The organism is Flammeovirga agarivorans (assembly GCF_012641475.1).
Taxonomy (GTDB): domain Bacteria; phylum Bacteroidota; class Bacteroidia; order Cytophagales; family Flammeovirgaceae; genus Flammeovirga; species Flammeovirga agarivorans.
This window is the reverse complement of the sequence record NZ_JABAIL010000001.1, coordinates 272,183-297,480: the sequence shown is the minus strand read 5'-3', so window position 1 is coordinate 297,480 and position 25,298 is coordinate 272,183. Positions and strand designations below refer to the sequence as shown.

At 33.0% G+C, this 25,298-nt stretch carries 19 protein-coding genes and 1 tRNA gene; 5 read left to right on the top strand and 15 right to left on the bottom strand.

Annotated features, from left to right (window positions below; translation table 11 throughout):
- Positions 1–6: 6 nt before the first annotated feature.
- The 4 genes from HGP29_RS01295 to HGP29_RS01280 all read right to left on the bottom strand — a co-directional run bounded on the left by HGP29_RS01295 (position 7) and on the right by HGP29_RS01280 (position 5,103).
- Entirely contained in the window at positions 7–2,307 is a 2,301-nt protein-coding gene (locus tag HGP29_RS01295) for a hypothetical protein (protein WP_168880499.1), read from the bottom strand.
- A 21-nt stretch (positions 2,308–2,328) separates the two neighbouring features.
- Complete coding sequence (locus HGP29_RS01290) at positions 2,329–2,541, bottom strand: DUF6140 family protein (protein WP_168880498.1); 213 nt, start codon at positions 2,539–2,541, stop codon at positions 2,329–2,331.
- Positions 2,542–2,851: 310 nt separating this feature from the next.
- Positions 2,852–3,742, bottom strand: coding sequence for a helix-turn-helix transcriptional regulator (locus tag HGP29_RS01285; protein WP_168880497.1), 891 nt, complete (start codon positions 3,740–3,742; stop codon positions 2,852–2,854).
- A gap of 26 nt (positions 3,743–3,768) precedes the next feature.
- The gene (locus tag HGP29_RS01280; protein ID WP_168880496.1) at positions 3,769–5,103 is read right to left on the bottom strand and encodes a caspase family protein; all 1,335 of its coding nucleotides are present in this window, start codon (positions 5,101–5,103) and stop codon (positions 3,769–3,771) included.
- 255 nt (positions 5,104–5,358) lie between these two features.
- Here HGP29_RS01280 and HGP29_RS01275 point away from each other — a divergent pair, with 255 nt between their 5' ends.
- The gene (locus HGP29_RS01275; protein ID WP_168880495.1) at positions 5,359–6,741 is read left to right on the top strand and encodes a glycoside hydrolase family 30 protein; all 1,383 of its coding nucleotides are present in this window, start codon (positions 5,359–5,361) and stop codon (positions 6,739–6,741) included.
- A gap of 77 nt (positions 6,742–6,818) precedes the next feature.
- On the opposite strand, the gene HGP29_RS01270 is transcribed toward HGP29_RS01275, so the two are convergent.
- The 6 genes from HGP29_RS01270 to HGP29_RS01245 form a co-directional block, all read right to left on the bottom strand.
- Entirely contained in the window at positions 6,819–8,756 is a 1,938-nt protein-coding gene (locus HGP29_RS01270) for a DUF262 domain-containing protein (protein WP_168880494.1), read from the bottom strand.
- 2 nt (positions 8,757–8,758) lie between these two features.
- On the bottom strand, positions 8,759–10,264 hold the full coding sequence (locus HGP29_RS01265; RefSeq protein WP_168880493.1) for a DUF262 domain-containing protein: 1,506 nt from the start codon (positions 10,262–10,264) through the stop codon (positions 8,759–8,761).
- 343 nt (positions 10,265–10,607) lie between these two features.
- Positions 10,608–11,327 (bottom strand): VOC family protein, encoded by a 720-nt coding sequence (locus HGP29_RS01260; protein WP_168880492.1) that lies wholly within the window; start codon positions 11,325–11,327, stop codon positions 10,608–10,610.
- A 1-nt stretch (position 11,328) separates the two neighbouring features.
- On the bottom strand, positions 11,329–12,762 hold the full coding sequence (locus HGP29_RS01255) for a hypothetical protein (RefSeq protein ID WP_168880491.1): 1,434 nt from the start codon (positions 12,760–12,762) through the stop codon (positions 11,329–11,331).
- 70 nt (positions 12,763–12,832) lie between these two features.
- Positions 12,833–13,396, bottom strand: a complete 564-nt coding sequence (locus tag HGP29_RS01250; RefSeq protein ID WP_168880490.1) for a Crp/Fnr family transcriptional regulator — start codon at positions 13,394–13,396, stop codon at positions 12,833–12,835.
- Positions 13,397–13,516: 120 nt separating this feature from the next.
- Positions 13,517–13,589: transfer RNA gene (locus HGP29_RS01245), tRNA-Arg, on the bottom strand.
- 141 nt (positions 13,590–13,730) lie between these two features.
- Between HGP29_RS01245 and HGP29_RS01240 the strand changes: the two genes are divergently transcribed.
- Both HGP29_RS01240 and HGP29_RS01235 read left to right on the top strand, forming a co-directional pair.
- On the top strand, positions 13,731–15,485 hold the full coding sequence (locus HGP29_RS01240) for a DcaP family trimeric outer membrane transporter (protein ID WP_168880489.1): 1,755 nt from the start codon (positions 13,731–13,733) through the stop codon (positions 15,483–15,485).
- 30 nt (positions 15,486–15,515) lie between these two features.
- Positions 15,516–17,261: a DcaP family trimeric outer membrane transporter gene (locus HGP29_RS01235; RefSeq protein WP_168880488.1), complete on the top strand. Its 1,746-nt coding sequence runs from the start codon at positions 15,516–15,518 to the stop codon at positions 17,259–17,261.
- Between the two features lie 13 nt (positions 17,262–17,274).
- Here the strand turns inward: HGP29_RS01235 and HGP29_RS01230 are convergent, their stop codons facing one another.
- Positions 17,275–17,658, bottom strand: a complete 384-nt coding sequence (locus HGP29_RS01230) for an AAA family ATPase (protein ID WP_168880487.1) — start codon at positions 17,656–17,658, stop codon at positions 17,275–17,277.
- 154 nt (positions 17,659–17,812) lie between these two features.
- Between HGP29_RS01230 and HGP29_RS01225 the strand changes: the two genes are divergently transcribed.
- Positions 17,813–18,070 carry a hypothetical protein gene (locus HGP29_RS01225; protein ID WP_168880486.1) on the top strand — a complete coding sequence of 86 codons (258 nt, stop codon included), beginning with the start codon at positions 17,813–17,815 and terminating at the stop codon, positions 18,068–18,070.
- Positions 18,071–18,122: 52 nt separating this feature from the next.
- Here the strand turns inward: HGP29_RS01225 and pepT are convergent, their stop codons facing one another.
- On the bottom strand, positions 18,123–19,349 hold the full coding sequence (gene pepT / locus HGP29_RS01220; protein WP_168880485.1) for a peptidase T: 1,227 nt from the start codon (positions 19,347–19,349) through the stop codon (positions 18,123–18,125).
- Positions 19,350–19,552: 203 nt separating this feature from the next.
- Here pepT and fabG point away from each other — a divergent pair, with 203 nt between their 5' ends.
- Positions 19,553–20,299: a 3-oxoacyl-[acyl-carrier-protein] reductase gene (fabG, locus tag HGP29_RS01215; RefSeq protein ID WP_168880484.1), complete on the top strand. Its 747-nt coding sequence runs from the start codon at positions 19,553–19,555 to the stop codon at positions 20,297–20,299.
- A 53-nt stretch (positions 20,300–20,352) separates the two neighbouring features.
- Here fabG and HGP29_RS01210 read toward each other — a convergent pair whose 3' ends face one another.
- From HGP29_RS01210 to HGP29_RS01200, 3 genes are all read right to left on the bottom strand, one after another.
- Positions 20,353–20,928, bottom strand: coding sequence for a porin family protein (locus HGP29_RS01210; RefSeq protein ID WP_168880483.1), 576 nt, complete (start codon positions 20,926–20,928; stop codon positions 20,353–20,355).
- Positions 20,929–21,140: 212 nt separating this feature from the next.
- Positions 21,141–22,355 (bottom strand): hypothetical protein, encoded by a 1,215-nt coding sequence (locus HGP29_RS01205; RefSeq protein ID WP_168880482.1) that lies wholly within the window; start codon positions 22,353–22,355, stop codon positions 21,141–21,143.
- 90 nt (positions 22,356–22,445) lie between these two features.
- Positions 22,446–25,205 (bottom strand): TonB-dependent receptor, encoded by a 2,760-nt coding sequence (locus HGP29_RS01200; protein WP_168880481.1) that lies wholly within the window; start codon positions 25,203–25,205, stop codon positions 22,446–22,448.
- Positions 25,206–25,298 lie beyond the last annotated feature (93 nt).

The following is a 25,298-nucleotide window of genomic DNA, read 5'->3' as shown; positions in this document are numbered from 1 at the left end:
TTTATGTTACAATATTAATGTACTGTCAGATGTTGTTTTTTCTAACATTTCATTTATTTGGCTTTCTAAGGAATTTAAGTCAAGATTTAATTCTTGTCCAGAGATAAGCTCAGCTAGTTTTATTTGCTTATCCATTTCAGAAAGTTCACTATTTTCGATTGCATTTATCCCCTCTTGCATAACTTCAATACGCTTTTGAGATTCTTGTATGAACACATTAAGTTCATTATCGTATCGTACTATTAGTTCATCTGTTTTTTCTTGCTGCTGGGTAAGTTGTTGACTCTGCAACATAATAGAATATTGCTTTAACATTACATTTTCTATTGAGCTCCAGTTTTCCTTTATTTTTTCAGCCAACTTTAGTTTTGCTACTCCTTTCTGTTTGCTGATAACTGCTTGTATTTTATCATTTGCTCTATCTTTTATTTTTATTTGAAGAGCATCAAAAGCTTCAGCTTGTTCTTCAGTCATATCAGCTTTTAAGTGACCAACTTGTAATGATAAAGTAGAGCTAGGAGTTGCTATTTCGTTTATATGACTTTCTTCTATTTCAATATTTTCTATTGAATCAAATTCATTTTGGATACGTGAAGCATCAATTAAATGATCATCTAATTCAGCTTCTAATAAAATTTTAGAGGCTTTAACCAATTGAATTGTTGTTGTAAGATTCTTCGCTAATATTTCCCTCTGTTCATTTTTTTGAATTATTTGTCGAAGTTCATAGGAGTACTTTTCAGCTTCTATTTTTTTCTCAAGAATAAATTGTTTTTTCTGTGTGATAATATCATTTTGAGCTGATATATAATCTTCCTCTTTTTGTACATCAAGAGTTAGTTGATTATATGTTTCATAATGCTGTTCAGAATAACTCCACCATTGCTCGTATAATGTTTTATGAGTAAAACTTGCAATTCCTAATGATAAAATATTGATCAGTAAAGATGGTTTACTAGGTTCATTGTCTACACATTGTTGATAAAAAGGATAGAATTTATCTTTATTTTCTTTTGATTGACGAAGAATAGGCATTGCTGCATCAATATTTTCCTTGATATCTTTTATGTGAAGCTCAGCAGACCTGATTTCTTGTACTGTTCTAGTTCTTTTTTCAGAAATATTCTTATAGTCAACGTCCTGTTTTAGTACTTCAATGTTCTTTAATAATCCATGATTAAGAATTGATACCATTTCCTTCTGAAACTTTAATGTTTGAGGAAGGAATACATCTCCTACATGAAATGAAATTTCCTGTAAACGGATAATATCTTGCTCAATTTCTAGTCGATCCTTAGCAAAAGAATTCCTCATTTTGTCAGTATCTCTTTCGATTGCAATAGCTTTCTCTTTTGCTTCTTGCCTACCTTGTACAATACTAGTTACGGCATCAACAGCGATATTCACCCCTGCGCCAATAAGTTCTCCTTTTACATCTCCTTTTTTTAGGTTTCGTTTATTACCTAATTTATTCAATGAAGCCTTAGCATTGCTTTTAATTGATGTTCCTATTTCAGAAGTTAGTTTCTGATAATGTTGTGCCATAAAAGTTTTACAGCTATTGGAGATATCATCAAAAAACAAGTCGATTTTTTTAATATAATTACTTGTTTCCAAAAATGATAGAGATGAATAATCAAATAAATGAGGGTCTGTATCTTTTATTTTATCTCCAAAAATATCAATTATATGCTCAACGATATCTTCTCTATACATTTTCAGTTGATCACGAATTGTCTCATAATCTTTAATAATGCGATTTAATTGATCTTTTTTATCGTCATATTTAAAGATTAACGTCTGATATGTGTTATATACATTTTCGGCTGTAGCAAAAGCTGTCTTCACTTTTTTACCTCCTGTAATACTATCTAAAAAGTCACCTGACTTTACATTTTTTTGTAAGTTGTTAGCTAGTTTGTTAAACTCTTCGTCTAGCCCCAAATCTTTTGATAAGATATAAAGCTCATTAACGATTTCAACTTGTTGTTTTATTAATTCAGCAATTTCTTCTGTATTATTTTCTACTAAATGTTTTGGCTGAATATTTATTAGTGACGGGCTGTAAAGCGATTTTCGTTCAGAATTATCTAGGAACGCATTTTCAATTTTATCTTGTAAAGCTTGACTATGTTTTGATGCATAATAAGCGTCTTGAACTAAATGATTTAATGATAAGTCATCACATACAGTAATATTATATTCTTCTTTAAAATAAACTTGAAGACTTCTACGAGTAAAATAGACATTATCAATTGAACATTTTAGTGCAGTATCTTGTATTGCTTTAATGATTTCTTTAGACATGATTTATTAGTTTAATATGTTTTATCTAACCTCCACATATGCCGAGCTCACCAACCCAGCTTTTTTAATATCAATTCCATACATACGCATAAATGCGTCAATGACAGGTTTTCCACCATTAACAGTAAGTGGATTGGAAGTGGTTTGAGTGACCACTTGTACAGACATTCCTTTTTCGTATCTCACTCCATTGGTAGTTCCAGAGTGTTTTAATGTAGCTGTAAAGACAGGCATAACTTTAATTGATTTTTAATAGTTGACGATGATAATAATTTGTTAATCGTAAATCTATGAAATAAGTTACATTGTTACCTTAAATAGAATTTAAGTAACAAAATAAACAGCTGTTTCATTTTTAATTAATTGATTTACAATGTTTTATACATTGATAATATTCTAAGATTTACAATTATTAATTGTAGCAAATTAAGAAGAGTTACTTTTTGATACTCTACTCACTATCAATTCATTTGATAAATGATAGTTTCTTAATTTATCAACAATACAAAGGTATTTCCAAGGGTACGAAAATATATTTCACACCTTAATAATTTTTCAAAGAGTCTTCTAAGTGCTGTTTTATTTGAGTTTTTAAAATGTCGGGTTCAATCACTTTCACTTCTTTTCCGTAATAAAGAATTCTATATATCAGATCTTCATTGATTCTTAATTGGTATTGAAAATTAGTCCAGTTTGGATTGTCTTTTTTAGGGAGTAATTGTTGGGAATGATGTAATGGAACTTTCTTGATATATGGAGCTTTTTTATTGGAGAAGGAAAGTATAACGGTTTCAATATCACCATTTGAGAAAACACCAATGGCATTTTCATATAAATAGATCATCTCTGCCTCAATTTCTGGTTTTCTCTTAAATGAATCCTCTTGTAAGGTTAAGCCCACCATACGGTCTAATCCATAACATCGAATATTTTTTTCGTTTAATCGATCATTTTTTACTCCTATAATATACCACCGCTGCTGATACTGTTTAATGTAATACGGTAATAGTTCTACCTCTTTATTCTCATTAGAATTAAATTTTTGATACTTAAACCTAATACCTTTGGATTGATGTAAACTTTCTAGTAGTAAAGGAAGAAATTGAACATTATTACTTTTATCATCATTGGAGGAATCTAACAAAAGAAACTTCTTATTATCTGCCTTAGATAATACTGTACTTTCGATACCTCTAGCCATCCATCCAAAAAGATCACTATCCAACATAGTCTCTTTAGAAATCGAATAAGTGTAATCCTTCGGATGGATAATTACTTCAATGTGAAAGTCTGATAATAGCTCGTTCTTATAATTGATCAGTGTACGTTTATCTATTGATAAAATTCTACATAGTTCTCTTCTATTGTACCTTCTACCCTCTTTTGATAGTAAGTTGACTAGTTCGAAAAGATTCCTTTGATGTTTCAGGTTCATAATTCAACATTTAACCACTAATTCAGTTATTTACTCCCACCAATAGTGTCCGCGTATTTATCTAAATCAAACCCCATTACTTCCAAGTCTTTAATGATATCCGCATAAGTTCGGACAGAAGAAATTTTTTCTGGATCTTTTGATTCTAAAGCATCATGTGTTGCTTTAATATCTTGTGCTAACTCTTTAAACTCTTGCTTCAAGTCAACATACTTATCGTATTGTAAAGTATCCGTTTGTCTTTTCAACCTTCTACCAAAAGAAGAATGTTTGCGATTCCATTCTTGTAACTCTTTCCAATAATGTAGCTTATTGGCCTCCAATTGCTCAAGGTCCATTGCTGTTTTCTTACTCTTTTCAAAACTTTCGTAACTACCTACTAAAGTTTCAATCAAAGCATATCTTTCATATAAGATATCGTACACTTCATCACTTAGTGTTCTTTCTAAACTTGAAGAATGAGTCTTCTCAGATTGATCGGTTAAATTAGAGTTGATATGTGTACCAATTATAAAATCGCTTCCCTTTTTATTTTTCCCAAAGTTATCAATGTTAGGAGTAGCACCTGATACCTCTTTTACTAAAGTAGTATATAAATTCAAACTACTGACATACGGTAAACTGTTATCATTTAAATAGGCTATTAGTGACGAAGCGAAAGGGGAATGATGTCCGGAATATCCATCAGGTACGACTTCAAGACCTCCAGAAGTAATTACTTTTCTAGTTGTTATTGACAGCTTTTCTTGAATATACTCTTGAGACTTTTTAGGTTCATATATATTTCTATACTTTCCAAAATCTTCATTAAAAGCGGCGCCAAAACAGACATCCAATATCACAAGAACATGTTTTGCAGGTAGGTTGTCTAGGATATTCCTCATTTTTGAATAAGCAATAAAAGTTGAGCGACTCTTATCTTCTTCCAAAGTTTTTGAATCAGATGCCACTATAAAGCCATCACCAAATACCTTTTCATCAAAAATTCCATGCCCTGCCAAATAGAAGATAAAACGATCATTGGGTCCTAGTTTGTCTTGAAAACTAATTACCTTTTCTGCTATTTCTTCGAACTTTAAGTCATGATAAATTTCAACAGAATAGGCGTATTTATCTTCTAACAACTTACCTATGGTAAATGCATCATTATACGGGTTCTTTAAATCTTGGAAATTTTCAAAACTATCTTCTCCTATTAAAAGAGCAAATTTCTTTCCTTCGGATGCTTGCTTTAAATCGAAGTCTTTAATCTCTAATCCTCTAGAAATATAGTCTGTTTTCTCTTGTTGTGATTGTGAAGAACCACATGAGGTAAGAATCATAAAGGGGATCAGAATTATTGTAAGTTGTAATAATTTCACTTTAGTATGGAATGAAGTTTATTTTAATATAGTCCTTCACAAAAATAAACTTATTGAACGGATAGAATCAACACATTTTTCATCTTTCATAAAGTATCTTATCAAAAGGTGTGATAAACCTTGGATTGAAAGAAATCCTATGAAAATATGGGGAGAAATTCTTCCTACTAATTGATAAAAAATTATTTCCCCATTCAGTTTTCACTTTTTAAATACATTCGAGGATCATTCACAAAATATCAATGAAAGATCAAAATGAATTATTTACGTCTCCTTCTAATTAGTTTCTTATTAGCATCAAACTTTGTATTCGCTCAGGACCTTTCTCAATTAAAAGTTCAGTATGTTACTCTAGAGAAAGGTGAGGCATCACCTCTAAAAGAATTAGCGGTTGAAGTAAAAGATCAAAAGGTAAAATGGGGACATGAAATTACTTTATACCCCGAAATTGAATATCAAGTGATAGAAGGTATTGGTGGGGCTTTTAATGAAATTGGGGGAGAAGCATTACTAAGCTTAAGCAAAACGCAACAAGACGTTGTGATCGATCAGCTTTTTGCTTCTGATAAAGCAGGATTTACTTTTTGCCGTACCGCAATTGGCTCTAGTGATTTTGGTTTAGATGCTTATAGCTACTCCAATAAGGACGGTGATTATAAAATGAAGGAATTTTCTATCGAAAGAGATCAGAAATATGTTCTACCTTATCTCAAAGCTGCTTTCAAAATCAACCCTAATTTAACCCTATTTGCTTCCCCTTGGAGTCCTCCTGCATGGATGAAAATCAATAATTCTATTACTGGCTTAACAGAACAAGAAAACGCACTAAAAGCAGATAAAAAAATCTATGAAGCTTACGCCAGATACTTTGCAAAGTACTTACAGGAATATCAAAATGAAGGGATCTTTATTGATAGAATGTGTGTGCAGAATGAAAATGATGCCAATACAAAATACCCTAGTTGTGTGATGTCTCCATCACAAATGCTAGAGCTTACTACAGACCATATTCTACCTTTATTTAAGAAAGAAAAAATATCGACTAAGGTGTACGCTGGTACTTTTAGAACGGCAGAAAAGTTAGATTTAATTGAGCTTTTGACTTTAGAAAAAGTAGACCAATTTGAAGGTGTGGGTATTCAATATACTTCTCCCTTTATCATCACAGATGCCATTAAGATGAAACCACAGCTTAAGATGTTTCATACCGAAGGACATTGTTATAATGGTAAAAATAGTACAGATGAAGCAAAGCATCGTTTAGAGGAAGTTGCCCAATATATCAATAGTGGTGTAAGTAATTTTTGCTATTGGAATATGATTCTCAACGAAACAACTGAGAGTGGTTGGGAATGGCCACAAAACTCACTAATAAATATCGATCGAGAAAAAAAGACGATACAATACAATCCGGACTATAATGCGATGTATATCATCAGTCATTTTATCAAGCCAGGAGATGTTCGTATAGCTTCGAATAGTCAAAAGCCAATGATTACGGTAAAAGACAAAGACGGAAATATCAAAATTTTAATACAGAATACAGACAACAATGATTCTACTTTTAGAATCCACCTTCAAGGAGAAACGAAGAAAATCACACTACCCAAACAAAGCATTACTGCCATTGTAATTTAGGTTCATTTCCCATGGAATAAAGTTGAATAACTCCCCTTCCCTTTTATGTAAAATATAAAGGGTATGGGGAGTTTTTATTATTTATTTTGATAATGATCCGATAATAATCTTATCATTTTTTCTTCATGGTCTTTTATAGAAGCTTCATTCCATTCATCATAACTAAAAATATGAAATGATTTTAAAGAGTCGTATTGTTCACTCTTTTCTTTGAAAATCGACTTTTTGACACTAACGGATTTATTACTGTACTCTGAATTTTGAGCAACACTCAATAAAGTTAAATTACCAAACCCATGCAGAATAATATCAGAAATAATAGGATGCTCTAATCTATTTTCAGGATTCTGAGGATAAATATGTTCTACTGAGTTTTTAGAAGAAATACGGAAGTTATAGAATTTATGGTCGTTATTTTTATCCCAATTTTTCCATAAGACATACTCTAACTTTTGAAACCAATAATGTTTAAATCCGGTTCCTTTTGCTTTTTTAAGCTCTACTTCTAAATTAACATTTAAATTAATTTCTGTATCTGACATCAATTTTCTAGTCAACTCCTTATCTGTCAAATCATCGTTTAGTGAAAGAATATTATCCATTGATTCTAAACTCTTGGAATGCACTTCACTATTTCCTGGTAAGTTATCATGTTTTTCTAATAGGTAATAGAGATAACTAGTTAACCAATACTGTCTAAGGTAATCACCTGTAAAATACAATACACTTTGAAGCATTAATGCATTAGATTTTTCGTACTTAGTTCTAGTATAATACCCTTCACTATTTAGGTTTATATTCACAATTTCAAGGGTTTCTTGCTTCGTATTACTATCAGATAACCATTTAATGATATACTTGTCAAACATATATCTTACATCCCAAAGAAGTAAAAAAAAACTTTTTATTTCTTCAGTTGGTGATTGCTCTAGTTCTTTGAAAATTTCTATTATGTTAGAAATATGAAAAGTCTGAGTAAAGTCTTCTTTGTTATTTCGAAATAAATAGATCCGGTAAGTATGTAATAACAATTGTCCAAAATTAATTATTGATCTACAATACACCTCTTCTGATGTTCTTTTCTTCTCATCAACATTATTACTTTGTTCAATATTGTATATTTCAACCTCCTGTAAATCTTCAATAGTAAAAATTGATACTGATTGGGAATCAACAGTATCAATTTCATACTTAAAAATATCTTTATTAAAGCTCATATAGTTCTCAAAATTCACAAGTTCTTCCCAGTTCGAAGTAGGAAAAGATCTTCTTACATTTCTTTCAAAGAAATCATTCATATTTTCACATGATTCCCAAATCTTACTATAAAGTACTTTATCATCTAATCGCTTTAATAAATTTGCTTTAATTATATCAGTTTGTTCTAATTGAACACCAGCACTATTTATTGTAGAAAAGAGTTTATTTAGATCTGTCGACAAAGGTGTTTTATTTTTAACCAAGAATACCTTATTGTAAATAAAATCTCCAAATTCAATTAGCTTTTGTTTATTCTCTTGCTTTAACTTCTGTTCTAGATAACTTTTAATAAAAACTAGTCGTCTTGCAATATTTTTTAAATAAGGTTGGCTATCAATATGCTCTTGATTCTTATGTCTACTATCCACTTTACGGTCAATAAGAAACTCTAGGTAATCTTTTACTTCATCTCTAATTTCAAAATTGAGTTTTAATTGATCTCCTTTCATGATGAAATCAGTTAATTGTGTTTTGATACCCAATGATTGAAATGAAAATGCAATTAACCATAAAGACGTAAAACGTTGTTGACCATCAATTAACTCTGCTACATTACTTTCTTCCTTAGTTAAAATAGTACTTACATAATAGACTGATTCATTATTTATTAATGATAAATAAAAATCATCTAATAACTTTTTTATTTGTTCATCTTGCCATACGTAAGGTCTTTGATAAGTAGGAATTACAAATGTATAATCTCTTAAATCAGATAGACTTACAACTTGGGTATTAAATATTTTTTCGTTGCTCATTTTTATTGCTTATTGATTTTATCAATTATTCCTTCAATTAAATGTTTATCAAAATCTCTATGATTTTCAGAGTAATAATCGATATTATTAATTTTCTGATCGAAATAGTTTCTTAATGTATGAATGTGCTTGGCTTTCGACTGATTTTTCCCTGTATTTTCTTTATTAAAATTGTAAGTAAACTTCTTTAAAAAAAGGAATAATTCATCTGGGGTAAAAACTTCTATAATGTTATCAATAAATTGATTATCAAATACAAACTTATAAATACTATCTTCTCTAACATTTCTATTACTTGATACTCTTTTTGAATAAATGGCTCGATATAACCATAATGATGCCTCAAAAATTCTATAATATCCAAATCTACTCACATAACATATTACTGCTATTTCAAATAATTCTTTTAAAAACAGGGTACCATGAATTCCATGAAGTACCTTATCTCTAAAGTCATAGAACTCATCAGGTATTCGATGATCTGTTGTATCCAAAAACAACTTCTGGTAAAGTCTAACATAATCGATAATGAAATCCAATGAATTATTTCCATCTGAAAGTGGCTGTTTTAATTGTTTATATTCACTTTCATGCAATTGGAAACTTCTACCTAAATCATTTTTGACAGCACTATAATAATAAGATACATCTTCGTTATTTTTTGAGGTATTTATGGTAAACTCATCAATTAGTGTCTCTTTTATTCCTTTTTTATCCCTGTAGAATGGATAGGTTCTCCATTTTCTATTATCCCAAAACCTAACTTTAGTAAGAAGTTCTATAATTTTATCAACTCTACTAGTATCTATAGATTCCCATCTTTTAGCTTGATAATTAACTAACTTATTTGTTGGTAATGCTCTTAGATGATGTGCTTTAATAATATCACTACCCGAAAGTCGAACACCTCCTGTATTTTGAGTTTCAAAAAATGTATATGCAAGATCTTCTGTCGAAGTAATAATTAAAGTAACATTAACTTGATTAAAATCGATACTTTCTAATAATTGTGGATACTCTTTAAATTCAAAAATATCACTATTCTTAATAGCTTTTAAGTAGGATAAGTTTCTTTTAATATTATCAATACTTATTCCTGAAGAATATTGAATATTACTTTTAAAATTCTGTGAGACTAATTTCTGTATTAATAATGAAGTCGTAATTCTTTGCTGCCCATCTATTATATTAAGTTGCTCGGAAGCTTTATCATGATGTAAAATAATACTTCCTAGGTAATAAAAAGGCTTATTTACATCTTCATTTTTCTGATAATCAATAAAATCCTGTAGTAACTTATTAAGCTGTTTTTCCTTCCATACATATGGTCTTTGATATTCAGGAATAGTAAGTTGACCATTTAATGAATAACCGTTTATTATTAAAGGCTTACTTCTACAATTCAAAAGGCTTTGTAAAGTACAACTATGTACAATGACATCTTTTTGATTAATGTCACTCATTGTATTTACATTCTCATTTTCTAGGGTAATTTGTTTAATTTCCATAAGGTAATAAATAGTATTGCTCAATTAGATAATAAAAGAATTATCCATGTAGGGTAAAATAAAGCAATACTATATCAAATATTAGTATAAGTTTAGACAATAGTATTCTCAATTAAATAAATTGATATTATTAATGCAATACGAATATTTTAATAAATAATATCTATTTGTTTAATTATTGACAAAATTGTTATGAAGCCTATAACAACTTAATTAATAGACAATAATAAAAATAGTGGGTTAACATTAAATAGAATATTGTGTATTGTTAAGAAAGAAAAGAAACCTTAAACTAAAACACATTTCCAATTGTATGAAAGAAAAAAACACGATTATTATAGATCTACACCTCTTTCAAATAGAAAAAAGCTTCGCCTGAATCATCACTTACTAATACTCTATGATCTTCGGTGTGGATTATTGTTCCCCCTTGATCTAATACCTGTTGTTTCACTTTAGACAGACTTCTTACCCCAAAAGTACATACCCAATACTCGTACTTCCCTTTGTAGAAGTTGGGTACTTCCAATATATCAGCAATATGTCTTTCCTTATCATCAAAAATATGGTAAGTATCATCACTAATTTTATGAAGTTGCCAATTAAAAATACCTTGATAAAAAGGAAGAACTTTTTTCGCATCTGAGACATGCAAATCATTCCATACCAATGTATTTTCTTTAGCCTTAGTCCGAGTATTCACTAAATAATTTCCTTCATAAACTGTAAAACCTGCTCCCTGTGGATCCCGAATTAAGGCCACTTTACCAAAATAATCCAACTCTTGTTCTAGTTCAATAATTCCTCCTAACGTTCTAGCTAAAGATACCGTCTTTTCAACATCATTTACTTGGATATAAGACATCCAAAAATGAGGCATCTTTAATTGTTTAAACTTCTCTGGTGTTTCATATAACCCTATCACAGGCTGGTTCCCTAAATAGGCAGTTTGGTAATCATATTCGTTTTTGAATTTCCAGTTGAAAATAGAGGCATAGAATTCCATTGACTTATTGGGATTATACGTCGATAAGTCAGCAAAAATAAAATGATTGGGTTGCATGTTATTGGATAGTTTTAGTGATGTTATTTACTTTTAATACAGAAGCGCCTGAAAGATTTAATTCTTTACTCACACTATAATAGTCTCCAGAGCTTGGTACCATATCTTCGTTGTTATCTACCACAAAAGTGATATAACATTTACCTTGGTGCAGATATGTAAGAGTGAACTCCTGATCTCTATAATCAATTTCAGGGAAAAGGAGTACTTCATCCATAACAGTTTGTTCAATATACCCATAAGCAGATTTGAACGAACCATCCTTATTTGTCAACGGAACTCTAGATAAATACACCTGAATATTTTTATCAGCACTAAGGTCTTTTCTTTTAAATTTTAGCTGTAAAGATGCGATGTTTTTTATATCCGAAATTTGTATAGGATCTCCAGCCATTTCACCCAATAAAGCGTAATCAAAGTTTTCGTTTTCCATCATATAACTAGCAGATGTAACGATAGGATAAGCTTCTCCCCAATCCTGTAAAGGCATTCCTGTTGGAAACTTTTTCACTACCTCTTTACTTGGAAAATTATATTTAGCAGCTGCATCTTTTGCCAAATCCTGATGTTCCCTTTTCCCTTCAAATTCAATGTGCTTGCTTGGAGATTTTAATCCCATTTTGCTAGTATACGTTAACATCTTCATGGTATCCTTAGTAAAGGAGATTTTTACCCACATAATCTGTTTTCCTCCATAAGCATCAACAAAGACATACTCGTTATTATCCACTTCAGTTAATACAAAATAACTTGTTCGATAGATTCCTCCTAAAATTCCTCCATTTCTAAGCATAATTGTTTTTACGCCTTTATACTTTGCGACAAAGAAAGTATTGAATAAGTTACCCATACTTCCTCCTTCAAAAAGTCCATGAACTTGTGAACTATTTATTGCTCTAAAATCAAAAGCAAACCATGGAATATCCCTGCCTAAAAGATGTATTTTTCCTACCCAATGCCCTTGCATCTTTTCTAGAAAGTCAAACCCTTCTACATCAATATTAATTGCTTGTAAATCTGGTGCAACAAAAGCTGTTGAGGTAGTATCAATAGTATTTAGTGCCTTCTCAGCATCTGTAATTTCTAATTGAAAACCATTCTCTGCCCAACGTTGAATAGCTAACCGTTCTTCCTTTTCGATTAACCCCGTTGTTGGCATGGGATCAGCTTCATTATTAATGCGTTTCACAAGGTCTCTTGTCTTTACTGCATTGACCACATTTTCATAATTGGTTAGATACAAGTTTCCTGAAGGTCGCTTACCGGAATGACATACAATACAGTTGCTATTAATAATTTGCTTTATCGTACCATTATAGGATATATCATCTATCGATATATCGGGATCAATAGATGAAGTTTCAACGCTTTTACATGCAGCGATAATGATAAAAAGCAATGAAGCTGAAGAGATGATAATTTTATTTAGATTCATAGTTTTAATTGATGTTCAACTACAAATGTCTAGTAATCTTTTGGGACGTCTTTTGATATAGATCAAAATCTTATTTTCCTGCTCTAATCCTACTTAGCGTCTCTTGTGATATACCTAAGAAGGAGGCAATATGACCTAATTTAATACGCTGTTCTATTTTTGGAAAGTACTCTTCTAAAATCTCATATTTCTCTTTTGCAGATAAAAATGACCAACTCTTAGAAAACTGATCCAAAATTGACAAGATTTCTTCTGACAATAGCCTTGCAAAATTCCCAAAAGTGGGAAAATCATAAATTAGTTTTTGGTAATCTTCATAGCTAATTCTATATAAAGTGCAATCTTCCAAACTTTCAATATTTTCAAAACTCGGCTGCTGTGTATAGAAGCTATACCATGACGTAATAAACATATCTTCGATATAAAACCACGAACTTACTTGTCTACCATCATGATAATAGAAGTTGTGCAAAACACCTTTCTCCACATAATACAGATACTTTGCTCTCTGGTTTGCCTCCAATAAAATCTCAGACTTTTGAGTTTCAATCTTTACAAAATCTTCTTTTATTCGTAATTCCAGTGCTTGATCAATCGTTATCTTTTGTCCAATTTTTTGAAGAAGAGTAAGCATTTAATGTAGTTATATTAAAGAAAATGATGAGTGCCTAATCAAATTAGTAATTGAGCTTGAATATAAAAAAACTGATTAAGAATCGTCTTATTTTAATCAGTTTTAGTAAGGTGTGAAATGTAGCCCCACCGGGAATCGAACCCAGATCTTAAGCGCCGGAAGCTTACGTACTCATCCGTTGTACTATGGAGCCATATTTTTATGTTTTGCGAATATACTACCTCCTTTACATAGTAACAACCATCAAATTTTCTATTTCTAAAGAAAATGAAGTATTTTTAATTGAAACTTCTTCAAGTTTAATATTCTATTCTGAGAAAGACTCTCGTTATCAATGACATTTGATTTTAAGAACTATACATTACTCTTTTTACTATTTTTTCTTTCTACACTGCAAACTAATGCACAATGGATGAGAGCTGAGGTAAATCAGGACGTCTACCTAAGAGATTATGCCGATAAAGACAGCAGAATCATTATGTCTATGGAAAAAGGTCGCGGTCTTTTAGCCCTTCCAATTAGTAAAGATGATGTCTATATACGTATCTGGGACTACCAAACGGGTAAAAGAGGCTATGCTTACAATAAGTATATCACTCTTATTGATACCTTGGTTAAGGGAGACCTCACCAACTTAGAAGTGAAAGGTTCATTAAAAAGAGGTGGTACTACGCTGCATATTGAAAATACTGAAAAGCAAGATGTACATGTTGAAATAGATCAAGTTCCTTATGCTTTAATGCCTTATCAAGAGATCACTCTAAGACTAAAAAGTGGAGATCATGGCATATGGATTAGTAAGGATGGTGCTTTCCCTTTTTGGGGAAACCTTGGTTTAGCAGACAGTGCTGAATATGTTTTGAAGATTGCGAACGAAGAAGATGTTTTAATAAGTGAATTAAAACCAATCTATAGCATGCAAGATACCGTTCGGATGGAATTTCATCATGTCGATACGGTAAATATCACTCCTAAAGTAAAAATTGATACCGCAAGAATTGTTACCAACAAACACCCTCAAGATCTGGAAAAAGCAAAGTCTACTGTAGGGTTGAGAGGATACGTAAAACTCAATTCAATATTTGACTTTAATGGGCTTTCTGATGTGGATCGTTTTGTCCCTGTAGAAATACCTGTGGGTGATGTTAGGAACACACAAGATAGAGGGTTTTATATGGGGGCCAGACAGTCAAGACTAGGATTCTCATCAAAAGTAAAAGCAAAAACGGGATACCTCAATTTATATATTGAAGGTGATTTTGCAGGAGGAAATACCAGTCAAATGTATTTCCGGTTACGACAAGCCTATGCAGAATACGGATACCTTACAGTAGGACAAACATGGACGACTTTCTCGAACTTAGAAGCACTTCCTTTAACAGTAGATCGAGAAGGCCCAAATAGTAGTGTGGCTATCCGACAAGGAATGATCAGATATGAAAAGAAAGTAGGTGACAACCAAAATGTTTTTGCGGTTGCTGTAGAGAGTCCAACTATCTTATTTACCGATTCTGTAGCAATCGATCAAAGGCAACTAGCTCCTGATGTGGTTTCAAGATACAAATGGACTTATGCTGATGGACACCTACAAGTTTCTGGATTGTTTCGATTGCTTTCTTACACCAATAAAAATGATAATGTAAGCAGTGAGGTCGGCTACGGTATCAATCTCAGTGGAAAACAATACCTCACTGACAATGAAGATAACATCTTGTATTTCCAAGGGATTTATGGAAAAGGGATTAGTCGATATGTCAGAGGGTTTAGAAACTATAATTTTGATGCATTTTTTAGTCCAGAAGGAAATATATTTATTCCTCAGACTGCAGGTGGGTATTTCTCTTTGGAACATCATTGGTCAAAAAAGCTATTTAGTAATATTACTGCAGGAGTTACATGGTTAGAAACAGCCAATTGGCAAGAAGATAATGCCTACCAAAGCAGTTATTATGGTAGTTTCAATAGCTATTGGTTTGCTTTTGATAGAATGCAATTGGGGCTTGGCTACATTTATGGTGTGAGGAGAAACAAGGATAATGAAAGAGGTTATGCTTCTCGTTTTCAAATGTACATCAGATACGACATCTAACTTTGTAATACTTTATTGATCTTTCGATTTATGCGATCACTTTCTAATATATTCACTTTATTTCTAATCCTATTGAGCTTTGTTGCTGAAGCACAGTGGATGCGAACATCTGTGGATCGCACAACCTACTTAAAAGGATCTACCTACATCGATAGCCCTGCATTACTGAGGTTAGAAAAAGGAAGAGATATTCTTACTTTGCCTTTAGACTCTGCCGAAACTTATATTAGAACTTGGGATTACATCTCAGGAAAAAGAGGATATGTATATAAAAATGATATCACATTAATTGATACTCTAGCTAAAGCAACACTTGAAGACACCACCAATAAAAGGTCAGAAAATAGAGATGGAGCTTCGGTAAGAATAGAAAATGAAACCGGAGAGTCCATTATTGTTGAGATCGACCTTATTCCCTATCCTTTAAAAGCTTACGAAGCAGTACGTTTATCATTAAAAAAAGGTGAACACGGTTTTTGGGCCTACAGAGATGGAGCATTACCCTTTTGGGGAAATATTGTATTGCATGATAGCAGTGAAAATATACTCAAGATTGAAGAAACAGAAGGTGTCATTATCGCTGATATTGAACCTATTTTTCACCAAAGAGATACTGTTGTCGTTGAGCAACATCACAATGAAGTGATCCAAGTAGCGAAACTTCTAAAAGTGGATTCCACTAAAATTGTTGATAATAAGCACCCTCAAGACTTAGAAAAAGCTACTACTCTACTTGGAATTCGTGGTTATGTAAAATTAAATGGATTATATGACTTTAACGGATTAACAGGAGTTGGAGGATTTGCTCCCTATAATATCCCTGTGGGAGATGCCAGTACCAAACAACCCGGATTTCACTTAGATGCAAGGCAATCAAGAATAGGTATGTCCTCTCGTATCAAGACCAAAGAAGGGTTTATTCGTTTCTATGTAGAAGGTGATTTTGCAGGAGGCGGAACAGGAATAAATTACATGAGGCTTCGACATGCTTATGTTAGCTACGGATATTTAACTGTAGGACAAACTTGGTCCACTTTTAATGATCTTGCGACTACCCCATTAACTGTCGATAATGAAGGACCAAGTACAGGTTCTTCGACAAGACAAGGATTAATCAGATATGAAAAGAAAATTGGTAATACAGAAAATGAATTCGGTGTAAGTATAGAAACACCAACAAGGACATTTACAGACTCCATCGCCATCGACAGAAGACAGAAGTACCCTGATTTTGCAGGAAGATACAAGTTTGTTTTACGTCATTCTTCATTGCAAATTGCCTCAATTCTTCGTTTTATATCTAGTTATAACATGAATGAAGACATCGTAACAAAACCTGGATTTGGTATGATGGTAAGTGGAAAAGTCAACCTTAATTTATACAATAAAAACAACCATATCTATTGGCAAGCTTTAGGTGGAAAAGGGATCACAAGATATGTTTCTGCCTTCTCTAATTATCAGTTAGATGCAGTACCCAACCCCAACGGTGAATTGTATATTCCATTGAGTATGGGTGGATATATCGCATTGGAACATTACTTCACAAAGAAGTTTATGATGAATATTGTTTCAGGGTTTTCATGGATAGACAATGCCGATTTTCAACCCGGAGAAACCTTCGAAAAAAGTTATTACAATAGCTTAAATGGTTTCTGGTTCCCATTTGATAGAATGCGTGTTGGTGGGAGTTATGTACAAGGGCAACGTTTCAATAAAGACGGCCAAAAAGGGCATGCCCAACGATTTCAATTTTATGTAAGATATGATATTTAAGAGAGCTATATTACTATAAAAGTATATCAAATCTCTTGGCCATTTCATCCATTTTTTGACGAGGGACGTTATGTGTAGATCGACTACCATGTCTGTTTTCGACAATCAGTGTACTAACGATATATTGGTACTTTTCTGCTAATTCGAAATACGGAATCATTTCATCCTCAGTTGTAAAAGTATTCGAAACAATCACTAACTCTTGTCCTCTTCGCATACAGTACTCTGTCATTTCCTTACACTTTTTATGTGCATTACTGAGCTGAGATGGGTTGAACTCGTATTCTCCTTTCTCATTCAACATAAAATCATCTGCTTCAATAGAACCTCCTAAGGATTCCGCTAATGTTGTTTTACCTGAACCCGGTAATCCTCTCAATAGTAGTAATCTTCCCATAACTAAAAAATAACATTGAATTCTTACTATTTATCAATATAACCTTTAACTTTAATTGGAGAATATTGATGGACAGTTATTTCTGTTTTATTTGATTTCTCTAATCACGACAACCCCAGAACCAAATTTAATCGAATACCTATACTTTTTAAATATGATCAACCTCCAGCACATCACTTTCAATAAACTCTCGCTGATACAGAAGGCTGAGATTGTACAATACTTTTCCGACCTGCTGAGTACCATGAATCAATTAGGAAAAAAATATGAACTATACAATTACGATGGGACTTATATTCAGGTACAATATAAAACAGATAACTTATTAGAAAACGAGATTGAATCGATCATTGAATACGACAAACTAATACCGTTTTGTCCTAAAATAGATTGGAAAAAGTTCTTAAAATAAAACTACCTTTTCAATACTATTAAAAAGGTAGTTTTAAGATTGATTATATCTTTTACTTCGTTGCTACCAACTCAGCAATTTTTACAATTACTTTCGTTGCTGCTTCCATTGTTGGAACAGGAACATACTCATAACGGGCATGCATGTTATGTCCACCTGCAAAAATATTAGGACAAGGCAATCCCATAAATGATAAACGAGCACCGTCAGTCCCGCCTCTAATAGCTTTCACATCAGGCTCAATATCCAAGGCTTTCATTGCATCTAATGCAAGATCTACAATATGCATGTTAGGCTCTACCTTTTCTTTCATATTGTAATATTGATCTACCATATTCAATTCAACACTATTCATACCGTATTCATTTCTGAATGTACCGACAAGTGCTTTCATATGGTCTTTTCTTGCCTCAAAAATTGTTCTATCATGATCTCTGATAATGTATTGAAGTTTCGATTCTTCTACACTACCTGTCATCGTTAATAAGTGATAGAAACCCTCATACTTTTCAGTCGTTTCTGGTGTTTCACTATCTGGAAATTTTGTTGCAAACTTAGCAGCAATATTCATTGAGTTCACCATCTTACCTTTTGCAGTACCTGGGTGTACATTTTGCCCTCTGAAAGTCACCTCTGCATATGCTGCATTAAAGTTTTCATATTCAAACTCACCCATTGGACCACCGTCCATAGTGTAAGCCCATTCTGCACCGAATTTATCAACATCAAATAGATCAGCACCTTTACCTACTTCCTCATCTGGAGTAAAGCAAATTCTGATTTTACCATGCTTTATTTCAGGATTTTTCACCAAGTAATCCATGGCTGTCATGATTTCAGCTACACCTGCTTTATCATCAGCTCCTAAAAGCGTTGTACCATCAGTGGTAACAATCGTCTGACCTACATATTGCTTGATTTCTGGAAATTCTTCAGTAGATAAAACGATACCTTTTTCTTTATTTAAAACGATATCTTCTCCATCGTAATTTTCCCATACCTGAGGGTTTACATTTTTACCTGTAAGATCGGGAGTTGTGTCTACATGGGCTACAAAACCAATGGTAGGAACTTCTTTATCTACGTTCGATGGTAAAGTTGCCATCACATAGCAATTCTCATCGATAGTTACCTCTTCTAAACCTATTTCTTTCAATTCCTCAACCAACAAATTCGCTAAGTCAAACTGTTTTTTTGTACTCGGAATTTGCTCCACACCTGGAACAGATTCAGTATCAATTTTTACGTATCTTAAGAATCTCTCTAATAATTTTTCCATGGAAGTAATATTTCATTTTTACCGCACCAAAGATACAATTCAAAGTGAATACTTGTTCGTTTTAGTTGTTAGAAAATGTCATTGTTCTAAAAACAGGAAAAAAAGTGTAATTAATCGTATGATAAATGGTAATAAAACTTGTTCATTATATCTTTTTTGTATCTTGCGGACTGAATTAATTCTATAAACTAGAAACACACACCATGAAACTGCTAGAAGGCAAAAACGTTTTGATTACTGGTGCGTCTAAGGGTATTGGACGCGCAATCGCAATTCGTTGCGCGGAGCATGGCGCAAATATAGGCTTCACTTACCTTTCAAGTGTAGAAAAAGGTGAGGCATTAGTAGCTGAGCTTGAGGCTTATGGCATCAAAGCTAGAGGTTACCGTTCAGATGCATCTCAAATGGAAGCGGCTGAAAAATTAATTGCTGATTTCACATCAGATTTCGATTCATTGGATGCGCTTATCAACAACGCAGGTATTACAAGAGATACACTTTTAATGCGTATGTCTGAAGAACAATTCAATGATGTAATCAGAGTTAACTTAAACTCTGTATTCAATATGACTAAAGCAGCTACTAGAACTTTCTTAAAGCAACGTAGCGGTTCAATCATTAATATGAGTTCTGTTGTTGGTGTTTATGGTAATGCTGGTCAAGCAAACTATGCTGCATCAAAAGCAGGTATTATTGGTTTCACACAGTCGGTAGCTAAAGAATTGGCTCCTCGTAATATTCGTGTTAATGCTGTTGCTCCAGGTTTCATCGAAACTGAAATGACAGCTACTTTAGATCAAAAAATTAAAGACGAATGGTTGGCTGATATCCCTATGAAAAGAGGTGGTAAGCCAGAGGAAGTTGCAGATCTTTGCGTATTCTTAGCTTCTGATATGTCTACGTATATCACTAGACAAACTATTCAGTTGACTGGTGCAATGAAGAGTTAATCTTTATTTTTATATAGCAAAAAAGGCTGTCTCGTAAAAAAGACAGCCTTTTTTTATTTATGACGAATTTTAAATAATGTACCAAGAGTAATGGAATGATAGTTATTTGATTCTTGTACCATAATTACTTCATACTCTAAACGTAAAGCAAGAAAATTTGTAACACTAAAATCACTGCCCACACCCAGTAATACATCCTGAGATTTTACCTTATTAAGGTATGTGTTTACATGATTTTCATAAATCAAAGTATAGTAGTTTCGATGACTAAGAAACACTACTCCAGCTTTAACAAAAGCTGAAAGCCTCCCAAAGGAATAACGTCCAATTCCGGTAAAATCCCACCCCTTTTTATCAGCATTTAAAACATATAAATCGGTTTGTTCTGAAACATTTCCCAAGAAACGGTTTCCTAACTCAAATCCTAAATATTTAAATTGATATCCAATAAAAAGTTTACGAGTGGTAGACACTCCTTCTACTTCATATCTTTGCTGCCAAAATTCAATATCGTTTTGATTAATAAGTGAGGCTCCTCCACTAATTCCAAGATAAACCTGTGCATTAATCGATGTAGTTGTTAATAATATAGTGATGATAATTAAGTAATAGTATTGGTTATTCTTCATACTATAACTTAACTATTCGTTCACTGCATCACAATAAACAACTATTTTTCAGATAGTTATTACTTACCAAATACAATTATTCCGTAAAATTATTCAATAAAAAACCCTAGGCTAATTCTATTAACCTAGGGTACTCACTGATTTGGTCTTTGCGAGTTTTTAGTATTAGCTTAGGGTAATTATGCTATACCTTTTTGTATATCATCTATGACTTACTCACAAGTTTCACAGTCATCAACATAAGCAACTTCTGTATCAACAGACTCAGCTGTGTAAGCAGATACTGTTAATTCGTTGTTCATTACGTTGTTGATTGTAACATCATTGTGAACGTCAAATCCTTTCTTAGCGTTTACAACTTTTACATTGATGAAGTTACCTTTAGCACCTTCTCTAACTCTGAAAGCAGTAGTTTCACCAGCAACACCTTCAACTGTTACGTTAGTAACTGTAGCTTTAGTGTAAGGCTCAGCTGAGTTGTTTTTAGAGTTGTTGTCAATTTCAAAACCTTTATCGAAAGATCTTGAAGCATCATGAATTACCCATAAGTTCGTTAATGAACCAACGTAACCATGTGCCCAGTCAAATGAATCATCTTCACAACCAACTGAAACTAAGTTCTCACCACTTACAGTACCACCGAACCACTCAAGGCCATCATCAGTACCTTTGAAAGCTTGTAAGTTTGATAATTCAGTACCTGAACCTACACCTGAGAAAGTAAATGCGTTGTGCTCTGACTCATCACCATATTTGTAACCAGAGAATTCAACTCTTACGAAAGTTAAGATACCTGAATCATCAGAATCGTTTGTACCACCATAAGTAACGTTTGAATCAACTTCTGGAGAAGCTTCACCGTTAGCATCGCCATTATTAATTGTAGCTCTACCGTTAAGTAATAAACCACCCCATGCACCTGGAGTTTTATCTTTAGAAGTGAAAACGATCATGTTTTCCTCTGTACCTTGCGCGTCAATTTTTGCATCTTGTAAGACCATTAAATATGAATCTGATGCTTGTGCTTCAATTACTGTGCCTTCAGCAATAGTTAAAGTTTTACCAGCTGGAACTTTAACAGCACCTGTGATAGAAACATTACCTGACCATGATAATTGATTGTCAGCTAAATCTCCAGCAGTGATTGTTAAATCAAAATCACCAGAAACCGAAGTACCTGCGTAATCAGTACCTTTTGCCCATGATGGTAAATCACCAGCACCTGTACCTGCACCATTCGATACAATTTTACCTGCTGCTAATGCTTGATCTTGAAGTCTAGCATCATCATCTGTACCAGTTGAATCTGCAGGAGTATCTCCGTTAATGTTGTCATCGATAGGTCCTGTTACATCATCAGAATCACATGATATTGTGAATAAACCAACTAATGCGATAAATGCAGCTGTTTTAAATTGCTTTTTCATAATTAAAAGTTGTAAATTTGTCTCGAGAATTAAAATATTAATTTTTAAAGGAGAGGTCGTAAGTTCCATTTACTTCCTCTTTTTTTTATGCTAAAAACTGTATTTGAAGCCTAACTTAGCATCAACTCCTTTCTTATAAGTTTCAACAACACCTTGTGTTCCGTTTGTGAACTCTTGCTCAAGAGTAATGTCTGGGTTTAAGATGTTTTTCACTGATAAGTCTAAGCTGATTTTTTCACCAATTTTATTCTTCCAAACAAAGTTTAGTGTTCCATAAGATCTTTCGTAGATATCACCAGCACCTTGTGAACCTGCTGCTACAATTCTATCACCGAATGTGTTGTAAGTTACAGTGAAGATTGAAGTTACATTATCACTAAAAATGTTTGCTTCGTGTGATACATTTGCATTCACCATATAAGGAGATGCTCCGTACATTGCTCTTTGCTCGTTTGTAAACTGACCAGCAGAACCGCTTAAGTCTGTTTGTGAAGTTAATAATGTAGTATTGAATCCAACATTTGATCTAGATAACCACTCTCCTCCATTTTGGAAGATATTTGATAATCTTTTGTTTAATTCGATTTCAACACCAGCAACATGCGAAGTACCTGCGTTTACATAAGTAAATTCTGTAATCGCTGACGCTTTTGTTACTAACTCGATTGTATTGTCAATTTGCTTAGCAAATACACCTACTGAGAATAATTCACCTGAGTTAGGGAAGATCTCATACTTAAGATCGAAGTTCAATACATCTGAGTTTTCCAAGTTCGGGTTACCTACAATCTTCTGACCGTTGGCAAAAGTGAAACGGAAAGGAATTAACTCTGACATCATTGGACGAATAAGAGTCTGTGATGCTGCTAAACGGATGTTTGACTTTTCATTAAGCGAGTATTTGAAGCTCAATGATGGTAAGAAATTACTAGTTTCTTTGATATTTAAATTGTCTGGAGCGTTAGGATCTGTAGTTCCTTCGTCTTTGTAAGCTACTTCTTGGTAACCTTGCTCGAAACGAGCTCCAACATTCATTTTTAATTTTTCAGGAACGATCTCATAACCATAATCTGCGTAGAATGCATTTACATTCATCACTGCATTAAATTTAGTATCGTAACGAACAATTGGCTTGTAAGTTAAAGTACCATCTGCAAAGTTTTGATCTAGATCTTCTTGAGGGTTATCAATATCGATTCTTGGAGGAACACCTTGGATACTTAATGTAGACATCCACCATTCGAAAGTTCTGTCTTTGAATGACCCGTTGTAACCTACTGATAAATTACTTCTGTAAGTATCATTGTATTCATTGTACTCACCAAGACCGTAAGTTGCTCCAATTCTTGCTGACCAAGTATTCTCGTTCATATCTGACCAGAATCTATGAGAGTCATCTGGAGCATTTGCGAATAGTTTACCTGTAAATTCACCATTTTCATACTCAAGATCTCTATATGTCAACTGACGTCTATCTGGCTCTTGTGATCTTGATTTAGAGTAACCAGCGCCCCATGATACTGTTAAGCGATCGTTTTCGCCGAATTTATGATCACCAAGTAATTGATGAATATTTACTGTGTTTTGAGTATAAGTATTACGCTCTCTAAAGATTGGCTCTTCTCTACCTAATTCTTCATGCTTACCTTGTAAGTCTAACACACTGTTAGCTGACTCATTGATGAAGATATTATTGAATGAGATTTGATTCTTATTGTTGATCTTGTAGAACATATTACCCATTGCGGTTGTGTTTGTAGAGTAGATATATTCTTTTGAGTCGTAGTTGTTAATTGTAGTACCTTCTGCTCTGTAAGTTCTTTTTACACCTTCTCTGATTTCATATTCGTTATCAAATGAAGCTGATGCAATAAAACCGAAAGCACTTTCGTCACCAAATTCGTAAAGGTTACCACCTGCAGCACTAAAGCTCATGTTAGGACCTGCCGTTTTATATGTTGGTGAGAATGAGTTGTCATATGAGTTAGGAACTTCTCTGTTGTACATTTCTGTAGGTAAAGCTCTACCATTACCTGAAAAACCTAACATTTCCATATCACCATCTGCAAACGTTTTAAAACCATTTCCAGTAGCGATAGAGTTATAAGCTCCTGATAAGCCTATTGTGAAAAATCCTTCATCTGGATAGTCTTTAGTAACAATATTTACAGTTGCACCTGCAAAATCACCATATAAAGAAGGATTAAACGTTTTGTTGATATCAATATTTCTAACAACATCTGTTGAGAACAATCCCAAGTCAATTACTTTTTTGTTAGGGTCTGTAGAAGGAACTACTAAACCATTAACTGTTGCGTTGTTATATCTATCACCTAAGCCTCTAACGAAAAGACCTCTACTTTCTACCTTAGTAACACCTGTTACATTGGCTACAGCGTCTTCAGCATCTGAAATACCTTTTACTGACATCTCTTCAGCACCAATTGCTTGGATCATTACATCAGAATTCTGACGCTCTACCATCAAAGCACCTGCTGATTCTGTATTTGCTTTCGCTACGATTTCAACAGCCTCAAGCTCTTGTGCATCTAAAGGAAGAGAAAAGTTAACTACAACTTCTTCTCCTTCTACTACTGAAATTTCTTGAGTTGTTTTTTTGTAACCGATAAATGAAGCTACTAAAGTATAATTACCTACAGGAGCGTTAAATTGGAAGTTACCAAAAATATCAGTTGATGCACCAGTTGTTGTTCCTGATAAAGAAACACTCGCACCGATTACATCTTCACCTGTATCTGCGTCTTTTACGTTACCCTTGATAAGCCCCTTCTGAGCAAAGGCTGAGATTGAAAGAATAATTAGCGTAAATGAAATGAAAAATTGTTTCATTGTTTGTTTAAATTCTTAAATACTAAAACTGTGTTAACCAAATCACGTTGCAAATGTAGGAGTGGTCTATGTTGTATTATTTTAGAAATCTTA